Annotated in this window: 21 protein-coding genes; 12 read left to right on the forward strand and 9 right to left on the reverse strand. The window is 63.2% G+C overall.

Features of this window, described 5'->3' with window-relative positions; genetic code table 11:
* Positions 1-120 precede the first annotated feature (120 nt).
* Complete coding sequence (locus FGL95_RS18575; RefSeq protein WP_169589544.1) at positions 121-918, reverse strand: crotonase/enoyl-CoA hydratase family protein; 798 nt, start codon at positions 916-918, stop codon at positions 121-123.
* A 56-nt stretch (positions 919-974) separates the two neighbouring features.
* Here FGL95_RS18575 and FGL95_RS18580 point away from each other — a divergent pair, with 56 nt between their 5' ends.
* Both FGL95_RS18580 and FGL95_RS18585 read left to right on the forward strand, forming a co-directional pair.
* A complete protein-coding gene (locus tag FGL95_RS18580) occupies positions 975-2624 on the forward strand; it encodes an AMP-binding protein (RefSeq protein WP_169589546.1) in 1650 nt (549 codons plus the stop codon).
* Complete coding sequence (locus tag FGL95_RS18585; RefSeq protein ID WP_169589548.1) at positions 2624-3739, forward strand: NAD(P)H-dependent flavin oxidoreductase; 1116 nt, start codon at positions 2624-2626, stop codon at positions 3737-3739. The genes FGL95_RS18580 and FGL95_RS18585 overlap by 1 nt, the downstream gene beginning before the upstream one ends.
* A 51-nt stretch (positions 3740-3790) precedes the next feature.
* Here the strand turns inward: FGL95_RS18585 and FGL95_RS18590 are convergent, their stop codons facing one another.
* Entirely contained in the window at positions 3791-4909 is a 1119-nt protein-coding gene (locus tag FGL95_RS18590) for an acyl-CoA dehydrogenase family protein (RefSeq protein ID WP_169589550.1), read from the reverse strand.
* A 12-nt stretch (positions 4910-4921) separates the two neighbouring features.
* The gene (locus tag FGL95_RS18595) at positions 4922-6103 is read right to left on the reverse strand and encodes an acyl-CoA dehydrogenase family protein (RefSeq protein ID WP_169589552.1); all 1182 of its coding nucleotides are present in this window, start codon (positions 6101-6103) and stop codon (positions 4922-4924) included.
* A 106-nt stretch (positions 6104-6209) separates the two neighbouring features.
* On the opposite strand from FGL95_RS18595, the gene FGL95_RS18600 reads away from it, so the two are divergent.
* The 8 genes from FGL95_RS18600 to FGL95_RS18635 all read left to right on the forward strand — a co-directional run bounded on the left by FGL95_RS18600 (position 6210) and on the right by FGL95_RS18635 (position 14648).
* A complete protein-coding gene (locus tag FGL95_RS18600; protein WP_169589554.1) occupies positions 6210-6401 on the forward strand; it encodes a ferredoxin in 192 nt (63 codons plus the stop codon).
* Positions 6402-6443: 42 nt separating this feature from the next.
* Positions 6444-7349: a 3-oxoacyl-ACP reductase gene (locus tag FGL95_RS18605; protein ID WP_169589556.1), complete on the forward strand. Its 906-nt coding sequence runs from the start codon at positions 6444-6446 to the stop codon at positions 7347-7349.
* Between the two features lie 72 nt (positions 7350-7421).
* Positions 7422-8225: a lysophospholipid acyltransferase family protein gene (locus tag FGL95_RS18610; protein WP_169589558.1), complete on the forward strand. Its 804-nt coding sequence runs from the start codon at positions 7422-7424 to the stop codon at positions 8223-8225.
* 81 nt (positions 8226-8306) lie between these two features.
* Positions 8307-9866 carry an AMP-binding protein gene (locus tag FGL95_RS18615; RefSeq protein WP_240963151.1) on the forward strand — a complete coding sequence of 520 codons (1560 nt, stop codon included), beginning with the start codon at positions 8307-8309 and terminating at the stop codon, positions 9864-9866.
* Positions 9863-11458: an AMP-binding protein gene (locus tag FGL95_RS18620; protein ID WP_169589560.1), complete on the forward strand. Its 1596-nt coding sequence runs from the start codon at positions 9863-9865 to the stop codon at positions 11456-11458. The genes FGL95_RS18615 and FGL95_RS18620 overlap by 4 nt, the downstream gene beginning before the upstream one ends.
* Positions 11459-11468: 10 nt before the next feature.
* A complete protein-coding gene (locus FGL95_RS18625) occupies positions 11469-12845 on the forward strand; it encodes a wax ester/triacylglycerol synthase domain-containing protein (RefSeq protein ID WP_169589562.1) in 1377 nt (458 codons plus the stop codon).
* On the forward strand, positions 12838-13998 hold the full coding sequence (locus FGL95_RS18630; protein WP_169589564.1) for an alpha/beta hydrolase: 1161 nt from the start codon (positions 12838-12840) through the stop codon (positions 13996-13998). Before FGL95_RS18625 ends, FGL95_RS18630 begins: the two co-directional genes overlap by 8 nt.
* Positions 13998-14648: a PaaI family thioesterase gene (locus FGL95_RS18635; protein WP_169589566.1), complete on the forward strand. Its 651-nt coding sequence runs from the start codon at positions 13998-14000 to the stop codon at positions 14646-14648. The genes FGL95_RS18630 and FGL95_RS18635 overlap by 1 nt, the downstream gene beginning before the upstream one ends.
* On the opposite strand, the gene FGL95_RS18640 is transcribed toward FGL95_RS18635, so the two are convergent.
* Genes FGL95_RS18640 through FGL95_RS18665 form a run of 6 tightly spaced genes read right to left on the reverse strand, consistent with a single transcriptional unit; the run spans position 14637 to position 20248 of the window.
* Positions 14637-15197, reverse strand: coding sequence for a TetR family transcriptional regulator (locus tag FGL95_RS18640; RefSeq protein ID WP_169589830.1), 561 nt, complete (start codon positions 15195-15197; stop codon positions 14637-14639). The genes FGL95_RS18635 and FGL95_RS18640 overlap by 12 nt on opposite strands.
* Before the next feature lie 59 nt (positions 15198-15256).
* Positions 15257-16729, reverse strand: a complete 1473-nt coding sequence (locus FGL95_RS18645) for an FAD-dependent oxidoreductase (protein ID WP_169589568.1) — start codon at positions 16727-16729, stop codon at positions 15257-15259.
* Complete coding sequence (locus FGL95_RS18650; protein WP_169589569.1) at positions 16722-17099, reverse strand: carboxymuconolactone decarboxylase family protein; 378 nt, start codon at positions 17097-17099, stop codon at positions 16722-16724. Before FGL95_RS18650 ends, FGL95_RS18645 begins: the two co-directional genes overlap by 8 nt.
* Positions 17096-17986 carry an NAD(P)-dependent oxidoreductase gene (locus FGL95_RS18655; protein WP_169589571.1) on the reverse strand — a complete coding sequence of 297 codons (891 nt, stop codon included), beginning with the start codon at positions 17984-17986 and terminating at the stop codon, positions 17096-17098. The genes FGL95_RS18650 and FGL95_RS18655 overlap by 4 nt, the downstream gene beginning before the upstream one ends.
* Positions 17983-18735, reverse strand: coding sequence for an SDR family oxidoreductase (locus tag FGL95_RS18660; protein WP_169589573.1), 753 nt, complete (start codon positions 18733-18735; stop codon positions 17983-17985). Before FGL95_RS18660 ends, FGL95_RS18655 begins: the two co-directional genes overlap by 4 nt.
* 37 nt (positions 18736-18772) lie before the next feature.
* Positions 18773-20248 (reverse strand): aldehyde dehydrogenase, encoded by a 1476-nt coding sequence (locus FGL95_RS18665; protein WP_169589575.1) that lies wholly within the window; start codon positions 20246-20248, stop codon positions 18773-18775.
* Between the two features lie 620 nt (positions 20249-20868).
* Between FGL95_RS18665 and FGL95_RS18670 the strand changes: the two genes are divergently transcribed.
* Both FGL95_RS18670 and FGL95_RS18675 read left to right on the forward strand, forming a co-directional pair.
* On the forward strand, positions 20869-21633 hold the full coding sequence (locus FGL95_RS18670) for an MlaE family ABC transporter permease (protein WP_169589578.1): 765 nt from the start codon (positions 20869-20871) through the stop codon (positions 21631-21633).
* A gap of 2 nt (positions 21634-21635) precedes the next feature.
* Positions 21636-22490: an MlaE family ABC transporter permease gene (locus FGL95_RS18675; protein ID WP_169589580.1), complete on the forward strand. Its 855-nt coding sequence runs from the start codon at positions 21636-21638 to the stop codon at positions 22488-22490.
* Positions 22491-22498 lie beyond the last annotated feature (8 nt).

A 22498-nucleotide genomic window follows, 5' to 3' on the forward strand; every position in this document is an offset into this window, starting at 1 on the left:
GGGAATGGGCGACGGTGCGGTTGAAGACTCCGACAACGCGGAGCAGAGTTCCGTGCCAGGGGATGGTGGGTTGCATCGTCTGAGGGGAACGACTGCAACCCACCATCAGCAGGGGCAAATTCACTCGCCGACGAACGTTGGCTGCCGCTTTGCGGCGAACGCGCGCGGACCTTCCTTTGCGTCCGCGGACTTGAACACTTCGACGCCGAGTCGCGCATCGATCTGGAACGCGTCGTTCTCGGGCATTCCTTCGGTCTCTCGAATCGTGCGCAGGATCGCCTGCACCGCTAGCGGACCGTTGGCGGCGATCAGCTCAGCGAGCTCGAGCGCCTTGGTCAGCGCCTCGCCATCCGGTACGACGTGGCCGATCAGCCCGATCTCCTTGGCTTCGGCGGCCTTGATGTGGCGACCGGTGAGCAGGATGTCGGCGGCGATCGTATAGGGAATCTGCCGCACCAGTCGGACCGCTGAACCGCCGAGGGGGAACAGTCCCCACCGTGCTTCGGACACTCCGAACTTCGCGCTTTCGCCTGCGACGCGGATGTCGGTGCCTTGCAGGATCTCGGTGCCGCCTGCAATCGCTGGACCCTCGACCGCCGCGATCAACGGCTTGGTCAGCCGCCGTCCTTTGAGGAGCGCGTCGATTCGCGACATGTCCCACTTGCTGCTCGAGAACGAGTCGCCGGGGTGTGTCGACGTCATCGCCTTGAGGTCCGCACCTGCGCAGAACGCGCCGCCTGCGCCAGTGAGGATGGCGACCCGGATCTCCGGATCGGAGTCGACGCGGTCCCACGCGTCGCGCATGATCGCCATCATCTCGCCCGACAGGGCGTTACGAGCCTGTGGTCGATTCATCGTCACGATCAAAACGTGGCCGCGTTGCTCGACGAGGCAATGTGGAATGCCCGATTCGTCCATCTCGATCCCATCCGGTAGGTCTTGCCTAAAACGGTAACACGTTCTAATTTTGTGGCGTGGCCTATAACATCGCCGACTTGGTCGAGCACGCGGTCGACCTCATGCCGGAACGCATCGCACTGCTGGACGACAGCCGAGAGGAGACGTATGCCCAGATGGAGGAGCGCGCCAATCGGCTCGCGCATTACCTTCACGACCAAGGCGTCCGAGAGGGCGACAAGGTAGGCATCTACTCCCGCAACACGATCGAAGCCGTCGAGTCGATGGTCGCGATCTTCAAGTTGCGCGCGGTGATGGTCAACGTGAATTACCGCTACATCGAGAACGAGTTGCGGTACATCTTCGACAACTCCGACATGGTCGCCTTGGTGCACGAGCGGCGCTACTCGGACAAGGTCCGCGCCGTAGCCGCGCAGTCCGAGAAGCTGAAGACGCTCATCGTCGTCGAAGACGGCACGGACCTCGACTACTCGGGCGTCGAATACGAGGCCGCCCTCGCGCAATCGTCGCCAGAACGCGACTTCCCGGAGCGCAGCGGCGACGATCTGTACATCCTGTACACCGGCGGCACCACCGGCAGCCCCAAGGGCGTGATGTGGCGCCAGGAAGACGTCTGGCGAGTGCTCGGCGGCGGCATCAACTTCATGACCGGCGAGTACGTGAAAGACGAGTGGGAACTCGCCAACGCCGGCGCGGCGTCAGGTCCGATGACGCGGTTTCCGATTCCGCCGATGATTCACGGTGGCTCGCAGTGGGCGACCCTGCAGAGCCTCTTCGGTGGCGGCAGGACCGTGATGTATCCCGAGTTCAGCGGACACGGCGTGTGGCAGCTGATCGAAAAGCTGGGGATCAACCTCATGTTCATCACAGGCGACGCGATGGCTCGCCCGATGATGGATGCGCTGGTCGAAGGCAATCCGGAAACCGGCAAACCCTACGATCCGTCGACGCTGTGGGTGATCGCGAGTAGCGCCGCGCTGTTCTCGCCGAGTCTCAAAGACAAGTTCTGCGAACTGCTGCCGAACCGCATGATCAGTGACTCGATCGGTTCGTCGGAGACGGGCTTCGGCGGGCTGAGCCTGGTCACGAAGGGGGCCGAGCACGCAGGCGGACCGCGGGTGAAGATCGACGCGTCGACCTCCGTTATCGACGAAAACGGCAAGCCCGTCGAACCCGGCTCGGGACAGATCGGGCTCATTGCCCGCAAGGGGCACATCCCGATCGGGTACTACAAAGACGAGGCCAAGTCGAAGGCGACCTTCGTCGAATACGACGGCGTCCGCTACTCGATCCCGGGCGACTACGCGCGGGTCGAAGCAGACGGAACGGTCACGATGCTCGGACGCGGGTCGATGTCGATCAACTCGGGCGGCGAGAAGGTGTTCCCAGAAGAGGTCGAGGGTGCGCTCAAATCGCATCCGGACGTGTTCGACGCCCTCGTCGTCGGCGTTCCCGACGAGCGGTTCGGCCAGCGGGTCGCTGCCGTCGTCCAACTGCGCGAGGGAGCATCGCCGAGTCTGCGCGAGCTGTCGGATGCGTGTCGCCTGGAGATCGCCTCGTACAAAGTCCCGCGCAGCGTCTGGTTCGTCGACGAGATCAAACGATCTCCGGCAGGCAAGCCCGACTATCGGTGGGCGAAGACACAGACCGAATCGCGGACCGCCGACGACGACCTGAAGGTCGCCGAGACAAGCAAGTCCAGCTGATGCGCACCGACATTTGCGAGCGGTTCGGCATCGAGTACCCGATCTTCGGCTTCACGCCGTCCGAGCACGTCGCGGCTGCAATAACGCGAGCAGGCGGGATGGGTGTGCTCGGGTGCGTGCGCTTCAACGAAGCGGACGAACTCGAAGAAGTGCTCAACTGGATGGACGAGAACACCGACGGCAAGCCGTACGGCGTCGACATCGTGATGCCGGCGAAGATCCCGACCGAGGGCACCACGATGGACCTCGATGCCTTGATTCCGGCTGAGCACCGCGCCTTCGTGGACCGCACGCTCAACGATCTCGGTGTGCCGCCGCTCGCGACCGGCCACGCGCACGCCGTCGGCGTGCTGGGCTGGTTGCATTCGGTCGCGCGGTCACATGTGGACGTGGCGCTCAAGCATCCGATCAAGTTGATCGCGAATGCACTCGGCTCGCCGCCGAAAGACATCATCGACCAGTCGCACGAGCACGGCGTCCCGGTTGCTGCGCTGGCAGGTGCGGTGTCGCACGCGCGTCATCACGTCGAGAACGGCGTCGACATCGTCATCGCCCAGGGCTACGAAGCCGGTGGGCACACGGGGGAAATTGCCTCGATGGTGTTGGTCCCCGAGATCGTCGATGCGGTCGGTGACGACACCGTCGTGCTCGCCGCCGGCGGTATCGGCAGCGGACGCCAGATCGCCGCGGCACTGGCGCTGGGCGCGCAAGGCGTCTGGATGGGGTCCTACTGGCTGACCTGCTCGGAGTACAAACTCGGCAGTGCGGCAGGCGGACTCTCGGCAACGCAGCGGGCACTGCTCGCGGCCACGTCGTCGGATACGGTCCGTACGCGGATCTTCTCCGGCAAGCCGGCTCGCCTGCTCAAGACGAAGTGGACCGAGGCATGGTCGAAACCCGATGCGCCGTCACCACTTCCGATGCCGCTGCAGAACATCCTGGTCGGTGAGGCACATGCACGGATCGCCGCGTCGGCCGATCCCGAGGTCGTCGCTATGCCGGTCGGCCAGATTGTGGGTCGGATGAACGAGATTCGTTCGGTCGCCGATGTGATGACCGGTTTGATTGCCGAATTCGATGCGGCTGCAACACGAATCACCAAGGCCGCCAACTAACCCTTGTGAGTCTTTTAGGAGTCTATGGACTCCTAAAAGACTCACAAGCAGTTAGGCGGGGGTTGCTGCTAGAACGGCACCGAGGCGGCGAAGTTGTTCGGTCGCCGAGCCGCCGGCGAACTCGTTGTGCTTGGCCGCGAGGAAGTAGCGGTGGACCGGGTGATCGGTATCCAGGCCGACGCCGCCATGCACGTGAATGACGCTGTGTGCCACCCGATGCCCGGCATCGGCGGCCCAGAATTTTGCGGTCCGGACCTCGGCCTCGCTGGGGAGATCCTCGTGCAGGCGCCACGCCGCCTGAGTCAGTGCGAGCCGGACTCCCTTGACGTCTATGTACGCGTCGGCGAGGCGTTGTGCCACGGCCTGGAAACTGCCGATGGGACGGTCGAATTGGGTTCGTTCTCTCGCATAGTCGCTGACCATCTCCAGCGCGCGTTCCAGGGTGCCGAGTTGCAGCGCAGTCGAGCCGACGGCGGACCTGGTCAGCAGGCGGTCGAGGATGCGCGGACCCGCTTCGACGGTCCCGACGACGCTGGAGTCGTCGAGCGCAACTTGGGCGAATTCGACGATCGCCTCCGACCCCAGGTCGACGACGAGCTGAGGTGTGACGGTCACGCCGGGCGCGTTCGGGTCGACGAGGAACACGGCCACACCGTCGGGCGTCGCTGCGGGAACGAGAATTCGAACGGCCCGAGTGGCTACCGGGACGGTCACCTTGGCTCCGGTCAGCAACCATCCGCCCGTCGTGGGCTCGGCGCGAGTGATCGGTTGCGACGGTTCGTAGTTGACGTCTTCGGCGAGGGCGACCGTGAGGATGACGTCGCCCGTGCCGGCGCGCTGCGCCCACTCTTGCTGTGCTGGATCGCCGAACTCGGCCAAGGTGTCCGCTGCCAACGCGATCGACGGCAAGTACGGCACGGCGCCGAGTGTACGACCGAGTTCCCGCAGGACTGCGGTGTGTTCGAGGATGCCGAAACCGCCACCGCCGACGGACTCGGGCAGGGTCGCTGCCAGGACGCCGGCGGTCGCAAGCGCCTGCCACAGGGTGTCGTCGAAACGGTCGGCGGATTTGTCGAGCTCGCGCTGCCGTTCGGGCGTCACGAGCTTTTCGGCGATGCCGCGGGTCAGCGCCGCGAGGTCGCTCTGCGCTTCGGTTGGAGTGAAGTCCATGCGTGTGTTCCCTTATCGCTTCGCTGGTGGCTGTTGCAGCGCGGTCATGGCGATGATGTCGCGCTGGACCTCGTTGGTGCCGCCGCCGAACGTGAGAATCAGCGACGAGCGATGCAGCCGTTCGATTCGGCCGCGCAGCGCATTTCCGGTCGAGTCCTGCCGGAGATACGCGGCCGGACCCAGGACCTCCATCATCAGCCGGTAGGCCTCGGTGGCGAGTTCGGTGCCGTAGACCTTGCAGGCGGAGGCATCCCACTTACTGGGTGCATGCGCAGCCGACCAGGAGATTTCCCAGTTCATCAGCTTCAAGTACTCGACCTTGGCGTGGACGCGAGCGAGATTGATCTGCACCCATTCCCGGTCGATCACCCGCGAACCGTCGGCTGCCTTGGTGTTCTGCGCCCATTCGAGGACCTGACGCAGCGAGTTCTGTAGCGGCGCAGCAGAGGTGAGTGCGACGCGTTCGTGATTGAGCTGATTGGTCATCAGCGGCCAACCACCGTTGACCTCGCCGACGCGGGCGGTGTCGGGCACGCGAACGTCCTGGTAATAGGTCGCACTCGTATCGACGCCCGCCATCGTGTGCACAGGTGTCCACGAGAAGCCTTCGGCGGTCGTCGGCATGATGAACATCGAAATGCCCTTGTGCTTCTTCGCCGTCGGGTCCGTACGGCAGGCGAGCCATACATAGTCCGCGTAGGCGATGAGGCTGGTCCACATCTTCTGGCCGTTGATGATCCAGTCGCTGCCGTCACGGACCGCGCTCGTGCGCAGACTGGCTAGATCGGTGCCCGCTCCAGGCTCGGAATAGCCGATCGAGAAATGCAATTCACCTGCCGAGATCTTCGGGAGGAAGAACTGCTTCTGCTCTTCGGATCCGTAATGCATGATCGTCGGCGCCACTGAATTGATCGTCAGAAATGGGACTGGCGCACCCGCGATCGCGGCCTCGTCGGTGAAGATCAACTGGTCGATCATCGACCGTTCCTGGCCGCCGTATTCCTTCGGCCAACCAAGGGTCAGCCAGCCGTCGTGTCCCATTTCGCGGACGATGTCGCGGTAGACCGTTCCGGACCCGACTTCGCCGGTTCGTGAGTCCAGCGCCTCTCGCCGTTCAGGTGTGATGAGTGCGGCGAAATACGCACGCAACTCCTCCCGCAGTGCTTGTTGCTGCGCTGTATAGCTGATTCGCATGCGTGACCTCTCGTATGCCCTCTTCGCATCATCGCACAAAAGTTGTAACACGTTCTAGTCAAAGTTCGTACCGTTCCGGTGCGGTTTCGGGACTACAGTGGTGGCCATGGAGATCGGAGTTCACTGGGATCAGTGCGAGGCCAACGGAATCTGTGTCGGAATTGCGCCGGACATCTTCGACTTGGACGACAACGATGATCTGATCGTTGCGGAGGGGCCGGTCCCCGCGCAGCTCGAGGGCGATGTGCGCGATGCGATCGCTCAGTGCCCGAAGGCGGCGTTGTTCGCCAAGGATTGAGCCCTGTTGCCCGAAACCTAGAACACGTTCTATGGTCTTGCGGTGGGTGAAATCGATACGGGCATCGACGGCAAAGTCGCGATCGTCACGGGTGCAGGCGCTGGACTGGGTCGATCGGAAGCGGTCGCGCTCGCACGGTCGGGCGCATCGGTCGTCGTCAACGACCTGCAGCCCAGCGCGGCGGTCGACGAGACGCTCGACGTCATTCGTTCACTGGGCGCCCGCGCGGAGTTCGTCGGCGGCGACGTGGGGGAGCGCTCGACGGCAGACGCGCTGATGCAGACCGCGACCGAGCGGTTCGGCGGTGTCGACATCATCGTCAACAACGCTGGCGTGACCCGTGATCGCATGTTGTTCAACATGTCCGACGAGGAATGGGATCTCGTAGTTCGCGTTCATTTGCGCGGCCATTTCCTGCTGTCGAGAAATGCGGCGGCCTACTGGCGGGCAAAGTCGAAGGACGTGGGCGGTCCGATCTACGGCCGACTGATCAACACGTCGTCCGAGGCCGGTCTGATGGGTCCGGAAGGTCAGGCCAATTACGGGGCGGCGAAGGCGGGGATCACTGCGTTGACGCTGACGGCCGCGCGTGGACTGTCGCGCTACGGCGTTCGTGCGAACGCGATCTGTCCGCGGGCTCGGACGTCGATGACCGAGGGTGTGTTCGGCGCCGGACCTTCCGACGGGGTCGATCCGCTGTCGCCCGAGCATGTCGCTACGTTGGTCGGTTTCCTGGCATCACCTGCGGCCGACTCGGTCAACGGGCAGGTGTTCGTCGTCTACGGACCGATGGTCGCGTTGATGGCGGCACCAGTCGTCGAGGAGCGTTTCGACGCGCTCGGCGAGCAGTGGGCACCCGACGATCTGGCGGTCCGGCTGGGGGAGTACTTCGCCGACCGTGACCCAGCGCGCACGTTCTCCGCGGCGCAGGCCTTGAAGCTCGAATGACACCGGCCTTCCGACTCTGAACTCCTGACTGTATAGTCGTTCGGACAAGTGTCTAGTTGGGTGGAACGAGCGATGCACGACTTTGGCGAGGCAGCAGATCTCGAATCACGTAGCGCCACTTATGTTGCGGCGTTACTGCCGCTACTTCGGCTGGCCGTCAAGGGCTGGTTCCGCTCGGAAGTAACCGGAATCGATGCAATCCCGGCCGGCGGGGCGCTCCTGGTATCGAACCACTCCGGCGGCCTTCTGGCTATGGATGTACCGATCATCGCCGTTGCGTTCTTCGATCACTTCGGGACCGATCGCCCGCTGTACATCTTGGCCCATGACATGTTGTTCATCGGGTTCGGCAAACAACTCCTGGGTCGCGCGGGTTTTGTGCGAGCCAACCGGACGAACGCTGCCACGGTCCTGAAGTCCGGCGCGGTGACGGTCGTATTTCCCGGCGGAGATTACGACGCGTTCCGGCCGACGTCGGAAGCAAACCGGATCGATTTCGCAGGCCACACGGGCTATGTCCGAACAGCCGTCGAGGCTGGCGTGCCGATCGTGCCGATCGTCAGCATCGGTGGCCAAGAAGCGCAGCTGTTCCTCTCGCGTGGGGAGTCGCTTGCGAAGCTCTTGAAGCTGGACGGGCTGATGCGCAGCAAGATCGCGCCGCTGACGTTCGGCTTCCCGTTCGGGTTCTCACTCGGCATTCCGCCCAACTTCCCGCTTCCCGCAAAGATCCGAACGCGCGTGCTCGAGCCGATCGACCTTCGAGCTGAGTTCGGGCCCGAACCTGATATCGCCGAAATCGATCGCGTCGTTCGCGAGCGGATGCAAACGGCACTCGACGAGCTGGCGCAACAACGCCGTTTCCCCATCCTCGGCTGATCTGAAGGACGGCTTGTGAAGGTCTTCGTACACCGGTTGAACAGGCTTGTGTGGATCGTCCGCGTCCTGGTCAGCAGCCGAATGCTCGCGCCGCTACGACCGGACAAGTACTTGCGGATGGGGATGGCCATCCGACGTCAGGGCGTGACACCGATGACCGGCATCAGCCTCTCGGCGGCGCGCAGACCCGATGGGGTCGCCTTGATCGACGAACGCGGCGACCTGACCTGGCGCGCGCTCGATCAGCATTGCGACGCGCTCGCTGTCGGGTTGACCCAGCTCGGCATCGGCGTTCCCCGGACCATCGGCATTCTGTGCCGCAACCATCGCGGGCTCGTCGAGGCGCTCGGCGCGACTACCAGGCTCGGCGCCGATGCCCTCTTGCTGAACACCGGCTTCGGCGGATCGCAGCTGACAGACGTGCTCATCCGTGAGCACGCAACGGTTCTCGTGTTCGACGAGGAGTTCTCGGAGCTCGTCGACCACGTCAGGACGCGGATCGCCGACCTTGTCTACGTAGGTGCGTGGTCCGACGGAGATCGGGAAGGACCGACCGTCGACGGACTGATCGAGCAGAACCTCGGTGCGCGTCCCACCAGACCGAAGTCTGCTGGGCGAATCACCCTCCTCACATCGGGAACGACAGGTTCACCCAAAGGCGCGCGACGCTCCGGCAGCGGTGGTGCGGCCGCCCTGGCCTCGATGTTCGACCGCATTCCCTGGCGCGCCGAAGATCCGGTTGTCGTGGCGGCGCCCATGTTTCATGCTTGGGGGTTCGGCCAACTCGCAATTTCGGCGACCATGGCGTGCCCCGTCGTGATGCGCAGGCGGTTCGACCCGGAGGCAACGCTCGCTCTGGTAGACGCACATCGAGCGAGTGGCCTTGCGCTCGTCCCGGTCATGCTCGAACGAATCATGAGCCTGCCCGACGCTGTGCTCGACAAATACACGCTGCAGACGTTGCGCTTCGTCACCGCGAGCGGATCGCGAATGCGGTCCGATGCCGTTACAGCATTCATGGACCGGTATGGCGACATCGTCTACAACAACTACAACGCGACCGAGGCCGGTCTGATCAGTACGGCGACGCCGGCTGACCTGCGTGCCGCGCCGAACAGTGCAGGCCGTCCGCTGGCGGGTACGGACGTACGAATTCTCGACGACGACCTACGCGAGGTGACGGACGGTGCGGTCGGAAAGATTGTGGTGCTGAGCAATTCGCAATTCGAAGGCTATACGTCCGGGGATACCAAGACTTTTCACGAGAACTACATGGTGTCCGGTGATATCGGACGATTCGACGAAGACGGCAGACTCCATGTTGTCGGACGCGACGACGAGATGATCGTGTCGGGCGGCGAAAACGTCTATCCACTCGAAGTGGAGGAGGCCCTGCACTCGCATCCGGCAGTGCGCGAAGCCGCAGTCATCGGCGTGAGCGACGACGAATTCGGCCAGCGCCTAGCAGCATTCGTCGTTCTCGAGCCGGGCGGCAGCGCCACGATCGACGAACTCAAACAGCACGTCAAGACTGGACTGGCGGGGTACAAGGTGCCCCGCGTGATCGAGTTCCTACCCGAGCTGCCGCGCAACGCATCGGGAAAAGTCGTGAAACGCGAACTGGGCGAACGAGTAACGTGACGGGCGCTACCGTTCGGGACCTCCTGCTTGCGCGCTGCGCGCAGGATACGACCGCGCTCGCATTCGAAGACCGAACCTGGTCGTGGCGCGAGTACGTCGCCGATGCCACTCTGCGCGCCCATCTGGTGCTGTCGATGTTGGATATGAACGCTTCGCGCCATGTCGGACTGCTACTCGAGAACACGCCTGAAATGGCCATGGGCCTCGCTGCCGGTGCTCTCGGTGGTTACGTCAGTGTGGGAATCAATGCGACGCGACGCGGCAGCGCACTGGCTGACGACATTAGAAGGGCCGATTGCCAGTTGGTCCTCACCGACTCCAGTCTCTCTGGCCTGGTTGCGGATCTGGACCTCGGCGGCATTCGAGTGATCGACACCGACGGTGCGCAATGGCGGCATGCACTCGAAGAGCTGGGTCGGCCCGTCGAGGCGATCGAGAACGACCCGGGCGACATCTTCATGCTCATTTTCACCTCGGGTACCGGTGGTAGCCCGAAGGCTGTGATGATGGCCGACTCGACGGTTGTCACCGCGGGTTCCATGTTGGCGGAACGCTTCTCGTTGACACCGGCGGACGTCTGCTACGTGTCGATGCCGCTGTTCCACTCGAACGCCGTGATCAGTGGCTTCGCCGTTGCATCGGCGAGTGGTGCAACGCTGGCGCTTGCGCGAAAGTTCAGCGCCACCGCGTTTCTCAGCGACATCCGAAGGTTCGGTGCGACGTACATGAACTACGTCGGCAAACCGCTCGCATATATTCTTGCGACGCCGCGCCTGCCTGATGATGCAGACAATTCGCTGCGGATTGCGTTCGGCAACGAGGCGCCCGAACGTGATGTCATCGAGTTCGCTGAGCGTTTCGGGTGCGAAGTACGAGATGGATTCGGCTCGACCGAAATGGCGATAGTCGTTCGACGGACGACCGAGACGCCGCATGGCTCGATCGGCATCCCGGGTCCGGACGTTGCGATTTTCAGCCGCGAGACCCTGATGGAATGTCCGCGAGCCACGTACGACGCAACCGGTCGGGTGGTGAACCTGGACGAGGCAGTCGGGGAGCTGGTCAATGTCCGCGGTGCTGGTGAGTTCCGCGGGTACTACAACGATGCTGCTGCGACGCAGGAGCGTCTGCTCGGTGGAATCTTCTGGTCGGGTGATCTCGCTTATCGCGATGCGAATGGCTTCTTGTATCTCGTTGGGCGATCCGGTGATTGGCTCCGCGTGGACGGCGAGAACCTAGCGGCCAATCCGATCGAACGGATCTTGATGCGGCATTACGCGATCGATCAGGTCGCCGTCTACGGCGTTCCCGATCCCGACTGCGGTGACCAACTGATGGCGACGGTGGTTCTCGACACGGACCGGACGCTGACGCCCGCCGATTTCGAAGAATTTCTCCGTGCCCAGTCGGACCTCTCGCCCAAAGCATGGCCGCGCTATGTGCGAATCACGGATGCACTGCCGACGACCGCGACGAACAAGATTCTCAAGCGTGTCTTGGTATCGCAGGGGGCGAGCACCAGTGACGAGACCTGGGTCCGTGCGGCGCGGGGCACCGCATACGAGCTAGCAAGACAGCTGTCTGGACGGTAGTATGGCTACGATGGAACGCTTCACCGGCCAAGAGTCACTGATGTGGCATCTCGAAGGCCCGGATACACCGATGCACACGTTGAAAGTCGCTGTCCTGGACACCTCATTGTTCGGCCGGGCGCTGACTCTCGATGATGTGCGGCGGACCGTTCCGAACTATCTCGGTGTCGTGCCGCGAACAACCCAGCGGGCGGTAGCGGTTCCTGGCTTTCGGGGCCGACCGTTCTGGGTCGACGACTTGGAGTTCGACCTCGACGCGCATCTCGACGAAATGACACTGGCGGACGAAAGTCGGGCAACGCTCGACGATGCGTTTGCCAAGCTCGCTGAAAGGAAGCTCGACAGATCACGACCCCTGTGGGCGATCACCCTCGTGCACGGTGTGGCCGGTGGGCGGCAGGCAGTGGTCGTCCGCCTCCATCACGCCGTATCGGACGGGCTGGCTGCCTTGAATACCCTGCTCGCGGTGACGACGTCGACTCCAGGCCGGTCTGCGCCGGGATGCAGACCGCACGAGCCGCGAAATGTCGGTCGACAAGAATTACGGCAGCATGCCCGCCGGGACACTGCGCGGCTGGCGAAGGGGATGCTGGCGCTCGGTCGTGAGCTGGCGACGATCCGGCGCCGAGCAGGAGCGTCCGAGAACCGATCGGCACTGCCGGGACGATTGAAGGCCCGCCGCAGCAGTTTCAACACCCCCAGCGGCAAACATCGGGTATGTGCGAGCTACAGCCTGGACCTCGCTGAACTCCGAAAGATTGCACAGCTCAACGGAGTAACGGTCAACGGCGTACTGCACGGTGTGCTTGCCAGCGCGATGCGGGCCGAGTTGCAGTCGCGAGGCGAAGCCGTCGACCGGCCTGCCGTCGCCACCTTCGGCGTGTCCGCCGATCCGAAATCCAAGCGCCGCTGGGGAAATGCCGTGGCGCCGTCGAGTGTGTATCTGCATATCGAAATGGCCGATGCGCGTCGAAGGCTGCTTGCGACCGCACTCAGTTGCGCGGCGGCCGTCAAGTATCGACGACACGTCGGATTCGCTATGGCAGAACGTCTTCCGAAGTACACAGCACGGCTGGCGGGCACACTGCGTGCGCTACTTGCACATCGGATGCCGCGAATCGTCAACAACATCACTACCGCCAATGTTGCAGGCCCCGATCATCGACGATGGCTCGGCGACATTGCTGTCGTCGAATGGATTTCGTTCGCGGTCGCAATCGCGCCGGCGGATGTGAACCTGACTGCCTACAGCTACGACGGCCGGTTGTCGATCGGACTTGTGGCGACACCCGAGTCGATGCCCGATCCAGCGAGCTTCCTCGCACGCCTCGGTCCGGCGACAGCCGAGCTCGCGGCCATTGCCGACGAAGGTCGCCTGCATGCCTGATCCGGGCCGGGGGCCGGTGCTGACTCGGCTGTCACTGCTCGGGGGCATCCTGCCGCGCTCGGTCACGAGTGCTGTTCGGGCGAGCAAGCGGTACGACGGTGACGAGCTACCCGCGTGCCCGCTGGGTCCGCGTCAGGTGGGCGAGGCGATTCTCGACGAGTTCTTTCTCGCCGCGAGTGCGGTGGTGCGGTCAGTCCCGGACGAAGCTGTGGTCGCCGCCGCGGTGCAGAGATGCCAGGAAGAGGCCGATGAGCTAGCTGGTCTCGGTGTAGTGGGATGCAATGTTGCGCCACGGCCTCTCGAACCACTCAGGTCGATTCCGCGCCGGTTCGGAGCAACACAGTTCGAGCGCTTGGACTACGTGAGTACACCCGAGCTACCCCCATCGTTGGCGGCGATGGGATTAGGTCGACCTGAGGTTGCGAGCGTCCGAACCATGCGTCACGTTGGCGCCCCGCGACCTTGGGTTGTCTGGATTCATGGTGCAGGACAAGGGCGTTCGGACGATCTCATTTCCTTGCGCGCCAGGCACATGCACGAAGTGCTCGGGCTGAACGTCGCCTTTCCCGTGCTGCCCCTGCATGGGTTGCGCCGAAGACGGCGCGAGGTGTTCCCGAGCTTCGACCCCCTCGTGAACGTCGCCGTCACCTTGCGCGCGGTGTCCGAGGTCCGCGCGGTAGTCGGCTGGATTGCTCGCCAGGAATCGACCTCGATCGCCGTCGTTGGGCTGTCACTCGGCGGTCCCATCGCCGCGTTGGTCGCAGAACTCGAGCCGGCAGTCGACTCGGTCGGGGTTGTTATTCCGATGCTCGACCTGCACGCCACACTCGCGCACCATCTGGACCGAGGAGGCGAGCACGGTAGGCGACTCGCGGCTCTGTTGCGGTCCGAACCTGTCCGGCGCGTGAGCTCGGTTATCGATCCGATGATTCTCGAGCCTTTTCCGCCCACGAGTCGCCGCGTGGTCTTGGCTGCCTCGAACGATCGGCTGACGTCGATCAGGGCAGCGCAGCGGCTCCACGAGCGGTGGCAAGGCACGGTGGCGTGGCATGACGGCGGGCACATCGGGCACCTGATGTCGTCGGGTGCGCGTTCGTTCGTGGACGACTTCCTGCTCAGTGACAACGAGATTCCATTCCCGGAGGTGCCGTGATGTCGGTGAGCCCGCAGTCCGATGGACGCGAGATTCGTTTGGTGCCAAACGTTCCCGTCGGCACCAAACTCGTCGCGGATCGAGTGCGTGACGTGATCGACGCGTGCATACATACGGACTCGCCCGCCGCCGACCTAGAAGCGGCTGCACAGCTGATCGAACAGGCGACCCAACTTCTGCGGAAGCGCAGTCGAGACACAAGCCTGCAGGTGACCCGCAGCAATGGCGGTATCAGCATCAACAACGCCATCGAGGGGCCGTGCAATCCGGTAGCGCCGCCGCTGACCGACTTGGCGTACGTCGACGGCGAAACGAGTGGCTGCGTAACCTTTCCCACTGCTGCCGAGGGCCCACCAGGTCGCGCGCACGGCGGTCTCGTCGCCGCTGTTCTGGATCACGCTCTGGGTCGAGCAGTGGCGTGGACAGTTGCTGCGGCCATGACTGTGTCGATCACCGTGGACTATCGCGCAGCCACGCCGCTGCACCAACCGCTGTGTGTCACCGCGCGAGTCGTCTCGGTCGACGGCCGAAAAGTGTTCGCGGAAGCCGAAATCAGGTACGACGGCCAGATCACGGCAGTCGCCAAAGCGATCATGATCGTGGTCGCGGGGTTGCCCTCGATCGCGCCGACCGCCGTGTCACTCGACTAGCAGGCGGGCGGACTTCTCGAGACGATCGGCGATCTCGGCGTACGACGCGTGACCCATGCCCGCGCGAACCAACGCTCCGGCGTACAGCGATTCGAGAAGTTCGACCATGTCCGGATCAGCGTTGGGTCCCAATGCGGCGATGATTCGATTGCGAATATCGAGGCCGATGCGAAGGCGTAGATGCTCGACGTCCGGGTCGCGGCCGAGAAGCGCGCTCGTTACTGCTCCAGCGAGTTCAGGTTCGTCCGCAACGAGCAGCGCAATGTGGCGCAACACCGCGCCGATCCGATTCCTGCGAACGGGATCATCGTTAGGCGGCGGGGGAGTCGCCGCCAGTCGCCGCCAGAAGATCTCCGCGAAAAGGTGTTCCTTCGAGGAAAAATACGTGTACGCGGTCGCTGCGCCCACGCCTGCCTCCGCGGCCACCATGCGGATCGTCAATCCCGCGAAGCCTTCTCGGCTGAGCACATCCAACGCGGCTTTCGTCAGGCGGTCGACCGTGTCGGCCTGCTTCTCGGTCAGCCGTCGCCGAGTGGCCTCCACGATCACGTTATCAGACACGTGTCCAGACGCTACTACGGCTTGCGCGGGGGAGCAACTTCAACACCTCACCCTCGCTTCGCTGCCGCTATTCCGGCGCGACGTCCGTAGAAGCTGCCGTCGCCGAGGGATGCGCCGCTGACGTAGCCGCCGGCGCACAGACCAGAGGTGCACCGACCGGCCGCGAAGAGGCCTTCGATCGGCTGGCCCGACACATGGAGGACTCTGGCGTCGAGGTCGGTCCGTAACCCGCCGAGCGTGAAACCCGCTGTGTGACCGCGGTGGTCGAAGGCTGCGATCGGTGTGCCGATGGGTTTCACCCATTCCGGCTTCTTTCCGAGGATCGGGTCGGCGCCTTGTGCCGCGTGCAGGTTGTACGTGGCGATCGTCGACTGCAAAGCCGATTCTGGTAGCCCCATCTCGGCTTCGAGCTCTTCGACGGTCTCCGCGACCCACTTCGGTGTCACTCGGAAGAACGGAGTCGATGTCTCGGTCTCGAGGGCCGCTTCATAGGACTCTTCGTCGATCACCAGGAATGCCTTGTTGTCCTGCTGAATCAGCGTCGCCTGGCCGATTCGGCCTGGGTACGTGTCCTCGGGAACGTAGCGCTGGCCGCGGCCGTTCACCAGAATTCCGCGCGCGAGCAGCTGCGGATCGCCGAAGAAGGCAACCTCTGTCGCGTCCATATGGGCGAGGTCGGCGCCGAGGGCCTGCGCCAGCCGGATCGCTCGACCGTCATGTTCCTCGATGGCAGCACCAGGGCGACCGATCAAGCGTGGCGCGTAGGTCTCGATCATGTCTACGTTGTACGCAAAACTGCCGGTCGCGAGGACGACACCGCGGTTCGCCTTGATCGCGATCTCTTTGCCGTAGCGCTTCGCGACGACCCCGACGACTTGCCGCCTTGCATCGACGACGAGTCTTTCGATACGGATGTCGTACTCGGCCCGAATGCCGAGTTCCTCGGCCGTGTCGATGAGCGGCTTCATCAACATGAAGCCGCCGCCCTTTTCGCCGGTGCGCTTGTTTTCCATCTGGGGGACATGTCCGCGCGGCGCGGGCGTCGCGATCTTGTTGAAGGGTGCGGCATTCTCGCCACCCGAGTACATCAGACCTTCGTCGTGCGGTGGCTCCCAGCCGGGCTCACCCCAAAAGGCTTCGCGGAAAGGGACTCCGCAAGAAACGAGCCACTCATAATGCTCGACGGACCCGTTGCAGTAGTCGTCGATCTTGGCGGCATCCGCGCCAGGGCCGACAGCCGCCTTGAGGAACCGCGCCATGTTCTCCGGTGTGTCCTCGAAGCCGAGTGCCTTCTGCAACGGCGTGCCACCGCCGAGATAGATGAATCCGCCTGCCAGGGCCGCTGCGCCGCCCCAACCGCTCGTGCGCTCGAGGACGAGTACGTCGGCTCCACCACGGGCCGCTTCGATGGCTGCGGAGACGCCTGCAATTCCATAACCGGCGACGACGACGTCCGCCTCCAGGTCCCACGCTGCAATGTCGGCCGCATCCACGGGAGTCACGTTCGATGTGTCAGTCATCGGTTGCTCGCTTCTTCTTGGCTTCGGCAAGGACTGCCCCGACCGCTTGGTCGAGCTTGGTGCCATTCGGCCAGCCGACGTAATGGGTCAAGAACAAGGCTATTTCGCGGAGCTGAGTGGCATCGAACTCCTCGTTGTGCAGCGCCGCGGTCAGCTGAATCTTGGCTATGTCCACATTGCCCTGGGCGGCCACGGCGCCGAGGAGAAGTAGGCGTCGTTCGCGGATCGTCAGAGCGGGGCGAGTCCAGATTTCGGCGAAGAGATGGTCGATGGTGACGGCGAAGAAGTCACCGGGTACGTCGGCCGGCAGGTCCCACCCATAGACCTGTTTCATCATGTCCAGGCCGCGTTGGCGGACTTCGTCTGTCATGTGTGCTCCTGTCCTGTTGCCGCATTGGTTCCTACGCCGAGGCCGGTGCCGAGTCTGTCCAGCGCTATTCGAGCCAGCGGTAGATCGATACCGAGTCTGTCGCCGAGGCCGAGAGCGAGGGAGAGATCCTTCTCGCCGAGGTTGCGCACATGAGTCATGATCGGGTACCAGAAGTCATCGGGTGCGATTTCGGATGTTGTGTTGCGCAACATGATCGAACCCGCCCCGCCGGTGACCGCGTCGGAATGCCGCACCACCTTGCCCAGTGCCGTGATGTCCAGACCCGCTGCTTCGGCGAGGCGTTGTGCCTCGGCTGCAGCCGTGAACGAGACGAAGTGAAGTAGGTTGCGGGCCAGCTTCATTCGCGTCCCAGAGCCGACGTCGCCGGCATGAATCACCAAGTTTGCCCAACAGCCGAACGGTTCGCGCACAGCTTCGTACGCGGTCGCGCTACCGCCGACCATGACTGCGAGGGCGCCCTTGGCCGCACCCGGCGCGCCGCCACTCACCGGTGCGTCGACGAATTCGACACCCTGCCGCGCACATTCAGCGCCGAGTTCGACGGCAGTTTCGTCGCTGATCGTCGAATGAACAGCGATGACCGTGCCAGGTCCGGCCGTCTGCAAAATTCCGTCCGGTCCCGCAATCACGTCTCGCACTTGAGCATCGTCGAGCACGGTTATCGAGATCACACGTGCCGTTGCTGCGACGTCCTTGCTCGAATCCGCAACGGCCGCACCGGCTTCACGAAAAGGTTGAGTGGCTTCCTGGCGCATGTCGCAGACGACGAGACCACCCGGCCAGTCCACGAGCCGTTTGGCCATCGGCCCACCCATGTTGCCCAACCCGATGAATCCGACGGGTTCGTGCGCAATGCCCGAATTCATGACCGGAAGATCTGTCCGCCGTCGACGTTGAGAATATGGCCGGTCACCCACGCGGAATCATCGGACAGGAGATACAGGCAGGCACCGACCAGATCGTCGGGAGTGCCGATTCGGTGCAGAGGAAGCCGCTTCACCATGTCTTCGACGATGTTGCCCGGCGTCACGGTCCGCGTCGCCTCGGTGTCGATCGGGCCAGGAGCGATGGCGTTGATTCGAATATTCGAACCGCCGAGCTCGAGCGCAAGCTGCTGAGTCAGGCCGTTGATACCGACCTTCGCAAGGCCGTAGAAACCCGAGTAAACCCACGCCGCCGTCGACGACTGGTTGACGATCGATCCGCCACCGCCCTTGCGCATCGGCTTGTAGACGGCCCGCGTCACGTTCAGCGCGCCGTCCATGTTCACGCTCATGAACTTCTTGTAGTAGTCCCACGGGACAGTGAGCAGGAGGTCCAGTTTCATGCCGCCGTAGATCGCGGCGTTGTTGACGAGGTGGTTGATCCCGCCGAACTCGTTCACCGTGAATTCGGCAAGGGCGCGAGCCGAGTCGACGTCGGCGACGTCGACCTCCTGGAACACTGCGGTGCCGCCGTTGGCGCTGATCTGCGCAGCAGTTTCCTTGCCTGCGTCGACGTTCAGGTCCGCGACGACGACGTTGGCTCCTTCCTTTGCCAACGCGGAGGCATAGACGGCGCCGATACCTTGCGCGGCGCCAGTGACAATCGCGGTTTTACCAGTGAATCGGGCCATTCGATCTGCTCCTAGCGGTGATGGTGGTTGAAGTTCGCTAGCCGGCGGAGGCGATCAGTTTGGTTTCGAGGTACTCCTCGAATCCGGCGACGCCCATTTCGCGGCCGATTCCCGATTGCTTGTAGCCGCCGAAAGGCGCGTCGGCGGAATACCAGACACCGCCGTTGACGCTGAGTGTGCCGGTCCGTACGCCGTCGACGACCTTCTTCACGCGCTGCGGATCGGTGCCCCAGACGGCTCCGGAAAGGCCGTATGGCGAGTCGTTCGCGATGGCGATCGCGTCGTCGTCACTGTCATAGGGGATGAGCACCAGCACGGGACCGAAGATTTCCTCCTGGGCGACAGTGGAATTGTTCGACACGTCCGTGATGAGCGTCGGCTCTACGAAGTAGCCGGCCTCCTTTCCTGCCGGTCTTCCTCCGCCGCAGGCGATGGTTCCGCCCTCGGCCTTTGCCACGGCGATGTATCGCTCCACCCGCTCGCGCTGCGCGGCCGAAATCACCGGGCCGCACACAGTTCCGGGCTTGTTGGGGTCGCCGGGGCGCATGCCTGTGAGCGTTCGGACGGTCGCCTCGAGCGCCGCCTGGTAGTGCGAACGGGGGACCAGCAAGCGAGTCGAGAGCGCGCAGCCTTGGCCCGCGTGCACGCACACCGAGAACGCGGCGACACTGCAGGCGCTCGCGACGTCGGCGTCGTCGAGCACGATGAAGGCGGACTTGCCGCCGAGTTCGAGGAACACCTTCTTGAGACTGGCTGCCGCGGCGACCATTACAGCCTTGCCCGTCCGCGTCGAGCCGGTGAACGAGATGATGTCGACGCGCGGATCCTCGGCGAGTTGCGCTCCGATCCTGTGATCGTCGGAAGTGATCACATTGACGACACCAGGGGGGATATCGGTTTCCTCCGCGATGACTTTGCCGACGAGCGCGGCGCACCACGGCGTATCGGGCGCGGGTTTGAGCACGACGGTGTTGCCGGCAGCAAGTGCGGGCGCGAGTTTCGCGAGGTTGATCTGATGCGGGAAATTCCACGGGGTGATTGCACCGACGACGCCTACCGCTTCACGTCGCAGCGTTCGGTTGGTCTTGATTCCCATGGGCGTCGCGGTGCCCAGATCGGTTTCCCACTCGTAGCTTTCGGCGAGGTCCGCCGCGAAGCCCATGTCTGCGATCGGACCCTCGAGTTGCGGACCGGCCGTGAGCATTCTGGGTGCCCCGACTTCTGCGATGGTGATCTCTCGTAACTCATCGACGTGTGACATGAGCGCGTCGCGCAGCTGCCGGATGCACTGTGCGCGGAAGCTGTGGTTGCGCGACCAATCCGTGTTGTCGAATGCGCGCCGCGCGGCAGCGATCGCGGAGTCCATATCGGCCGCGTCCGCGTTGGCCGCATACCCGAGTAGTTCTTCGGTTGCTGGGTTGTACGTCGCGAAAACGCCTCCCGCACCTGGCACCAATTTTCCGTCGATCAGCAGCGGTGTGGCCTCGGACTCGGTCGGTCGCAGGTTGCTCATGCATCGCTCCGAACTGTGCTGGACATGTGTCTGGACTATAGTTCGGCTCCTGCCTCCGCGCAATGGTCGCGGGGGCGTTTCGTGGGACGAATCTGGAACAGGTTCTAGTATGCCCTGCCTGTAAAGGTTCAGCCCTTGGGCTCGGGATTGTCCGGATCTTCGCAGGCAGGGGTGCACGGCTCGAACTTTCGACGGCGCGGCAGCGGTGACGTTAGATTTGCAAAACAGCCACATTCCGCCGCGATTGGTTCCATGATGAACAACAGCGGTTCAGTCCCCGGATCCATCGACCCGAGCCCAGGGAGTCGCTGCAAAGGAGTGCCGAGGATTCCAATGGCGAGTACGTGTTCTAATACCGTCGGGCACGCGGCTGACGAGAACGCGCGCGGAATCGATGCCGGCAAGATTTGGCAGGACGGTTACGGCTGCGATCATGGTAGGAAATGCGGTACCGTCACTGCGCTTTGCAGCGCGGACTACCGAGTCCTGGCCAATCAGCGCGGTTGCGTTCGTTCAGGCGACAGCAGCATCCATCGAGATAGGCTATGTTTTTGACCTAGTGAACGTGTTCTAGTTACGATGACGCGGGTGGACGCTCGAACGCCCCTGGAGGAGGTGGAATGAACGACCTATTTGCGGTCCCTCTGCAGGCTGTCGGCGGATACTTCGACCTCGTCGCGGATACCGCTCGGGCGACGTTTCGGCGGCCCTTTCAGCGTCGAGAGTTCATCGACCAGGCGTGGTTCATCGCGCGCGTTTCCATCGTCCCGACCGTTCTCGTTGCAATACCGTTCACGGTTCTGGTCAGTTTCACGATCAACATTCTGCTGCGCGAGATCGGTGCGGCCGACCTCAGTGGTGCAGGCGCCGCTCTCGGTTCGATCACACAGGTCGGGCCGATTGTCACGGTCCTCATCGTTGCCGGTGCAGGAGCGACCGCAATTTGCGCCGATCTTGCCGCCCGAACAATCCGCGAAGAGATCGACGCGATGCGTGTGCTCGGCATCGATCCGATTCAGCGGCTCGTAGTACCGCGCGTTCTCGCTTCGACAATTGTCGCGCTGCTGCTCAACGGCTTGGTGTGCACGATCGGAATTCTCGGTGGTTTCCTGTTTTCGGTATTCTTGCAAGATGTCAATCCAGGGGCGTTCGTCAACGGATTGACGCTGCTGACCGGATTCGGCGAATTGATGATTTCGCAAGTGAAGGCCGGCCTCTTCGGGATGATCGCCGGTTTGATGGCTTGCTACCTCGGTCTCAAAGTGAAGGGCGGGCCGAAGAGTGTCGGCGACGCCGTCAATCAGACCGTCGTCTTCGCGTTCATGGCGTTGTTCGTTGTCAACGTTGTGGTCACCGCAGCCGGTATCAAACTCACGGCGCGGTGAGCATGAACAAAGTCGTTCTGTCGCAACGTTTTCCGCGCACCAAGATGCGATATCGCCGGGCCCTTGGCTCGGTGGACTCGATCGGTGATCACGCAATCTTCTATGCGCGAGCCATCGGCTCGATGCCCAGAGCCATTTTCCACTATCCGCGGGAGACAGTCCGGCTGATAGCAGAGATCAGCATGGGGTCGGGCGCGCTCGCTGTTATCGGCGGCACCGTCGTCATCGTCGGATTCCTGACGTTGTTCACCGGTGGCACGATTGCCGTTCAGGGTTACAGCTCGCTCGGAAATATCGGTGTCGAATCCTTGACGGGATTCTTTGCGGCATTCATCAACGTTCGTATCGCTGCGCCCGTAATCGCGGGGATCGGTCTTGCGGCGACGATCGGAGCCGGCGCCACTGCTCAACTGGGCGCGATGCGCGTTTCCGAGGAAATCGACGCGTTGGAGGTCATGGCAATATCGTCGGTGCCGTATCTGGTCAGTACGCGCGTGGTCGCCGGAATGATCTCGATCATTCCGTTGTACGCCCTAGCGGTGATCGCATCATTCCTTGCGAGTCGGTTCGCTACCGTCTTGATCTACGGCCAATCGCCAGGTTTGTACGACCACTATTTCTCGACATTTCTCATACCCACCGACATTCTGTGGTCGTTCGTACAAGCGATATTCATGGCAATCGCCGTCATGATGATTCACACCTATTACGGCTACACCGCGACGGGCGGCCCAGTCGGCGTCGGCGTCGCAGTCGGAAACGCTGTGCGCGCCTCGCTGATCGCGGTAGTCAGCGTCACGCTCTTCATCTCGCTCGCTGTCTACGGGGCGTCCGGCAACTTCAACCTGTCAGGCTAGGTGAACGG

This window comes from Antrihabitans stalactiti (genome assembly GCF_012932915.1).
GTDB lineage: Bacteria > Actinomycetota > Actinomycetes > Mycobacteriales > Mycobacteriaceae > Antrihabitans > Antrihabitans stalactiti.

What these genes read in the sequence shown, in the direction of transcription:
- FGL95_RS18660 (WP_169589573.1), bottom strand. Translation starts at nt 18,735, where the DNA reads ATGGCCCGATTCACTGGTAAAACCGCGATTGTCACTGGCGCCGCGCAA.
- FGL95_RS18650 (WP_169589569.1), bottom strand. Translation starts at nt 17,099, where the DNA reads ATGACAGACGAAGTCCGCCAACGCGGCCTGGACATGATGAAACAGGTC.
- FGL95_RS18575 (WP_169589544.1), bottom strand. Translation starts at nt 918, where the DNA reads ATGGACGAATCGGGCATTCCACATTGCCTCGTCGAGCAACGCGGCCAC.
- FGL95_RS18665 (WP_169589575.1), bottom strand. Translation starts at nt 20,248, where the DNA reads ATGAGCAACCTGCGACCGACCGAGTCCGAGGCCACACCGCTGCTGATC.
- FGL95_RS18610 (WP_169589558.1), top strand. Translation starts at nt 7,422, where the DNA reads ATGCACGACTTTGGCGAGGCAGCAGATCTCGAATCACGTAGCGCCACT.
- FGL95_RS18615 (WP_240963151.1), top strand. Translation starts at nt 8,307, where the DNA reads ATGCTCGCGCCGCTACGACCGGACAAGTACTTGCGGATGGGGATGGCC.
- FGL95_RS18645 (WP_169589568.1), bottom strand. Translation starts at nt 16,729, where the DNA reads ATGACTGACACATCGAACGTGACTCCCGTGGATGCGGCCGACATTGCA.
- FGL95_RS18675 (WP_169589580.1), top strand. Translation starts at nt 21,636, where the DNA reads ATGAACAAAGTCGTTCTGTCGCAACGTTTTCCGCGCACCAAGATGCGA.
- FGL95_RS18625 (WP_169589562.1), top strand. Translation starts at nt 11,469, where the DNA reads ATGGAACGCTTCACCGGCCAAGAGTCACTGATGTGGCATCTCGAAGGC.
- FGL95_RS18600 (WP_169589554.1), top strand. Translation starts at nt 6,210, where the DNA reads ATGGAGATCGGAGTTCACTGGGATCAGTGCGAGGCCAACGGAATCTGT.
- FGL95_RS18655 (WP_169589571.1), bottom strand. Translation starts at nt 17,986, where the DNA reads ATGAATTCGGGCATTGCGCACGAACCCGTCGGATTCATCGGGTTGGGC.
- FGL95_RS18595 (WP_169589552.1), bottom strand. Translation starts at nt 6,103, where the DNA reads ATGCGAATCAGCTATACAGCGCAGCAACAAGCACTGCGGGAGGAGTTG.
- FGL95_RS18635 (WP_169589566.1), top strand. Translation starts at nt 13,998, where the DNA reads ATGTCGGTGAGCCCGCAGTCCGATGGACGCGAGATTCGTTTGGTGCCA.
- FGL95_RS18590 (WP_169589550.1), bottom strand. Translation starts at nt 4,909, where the DNA reads ATGGACTTCACTCCAACCGAAGCGCAGAGCGACCTCGCGGCGCTGACC.
- FGL95_RS18670 (WP_169589578.1), top strand. Translation starts at nt 20,869, where the DNA reads ATGAACGACCTATTTGCGGTCCCTCTGCAGGCTGTCGGCGGATACTTC.
- FGL95_RS18630 (WP_169589564.1), top strand. Translation starts at nt 12,838, where the DNA reads ATGCCTGATCCGGGCCGGGGGCCGGTGCTGACTCGGCTGTCACTGCTC.
- FGL95_RS18585 (WP_169589548.1), top strand. Translation starts at nt 2,624, where the DNA reads ATGCGCACCGACATTTGCGAGCGGTTCGGCATCGAGTACCCGATCTTC.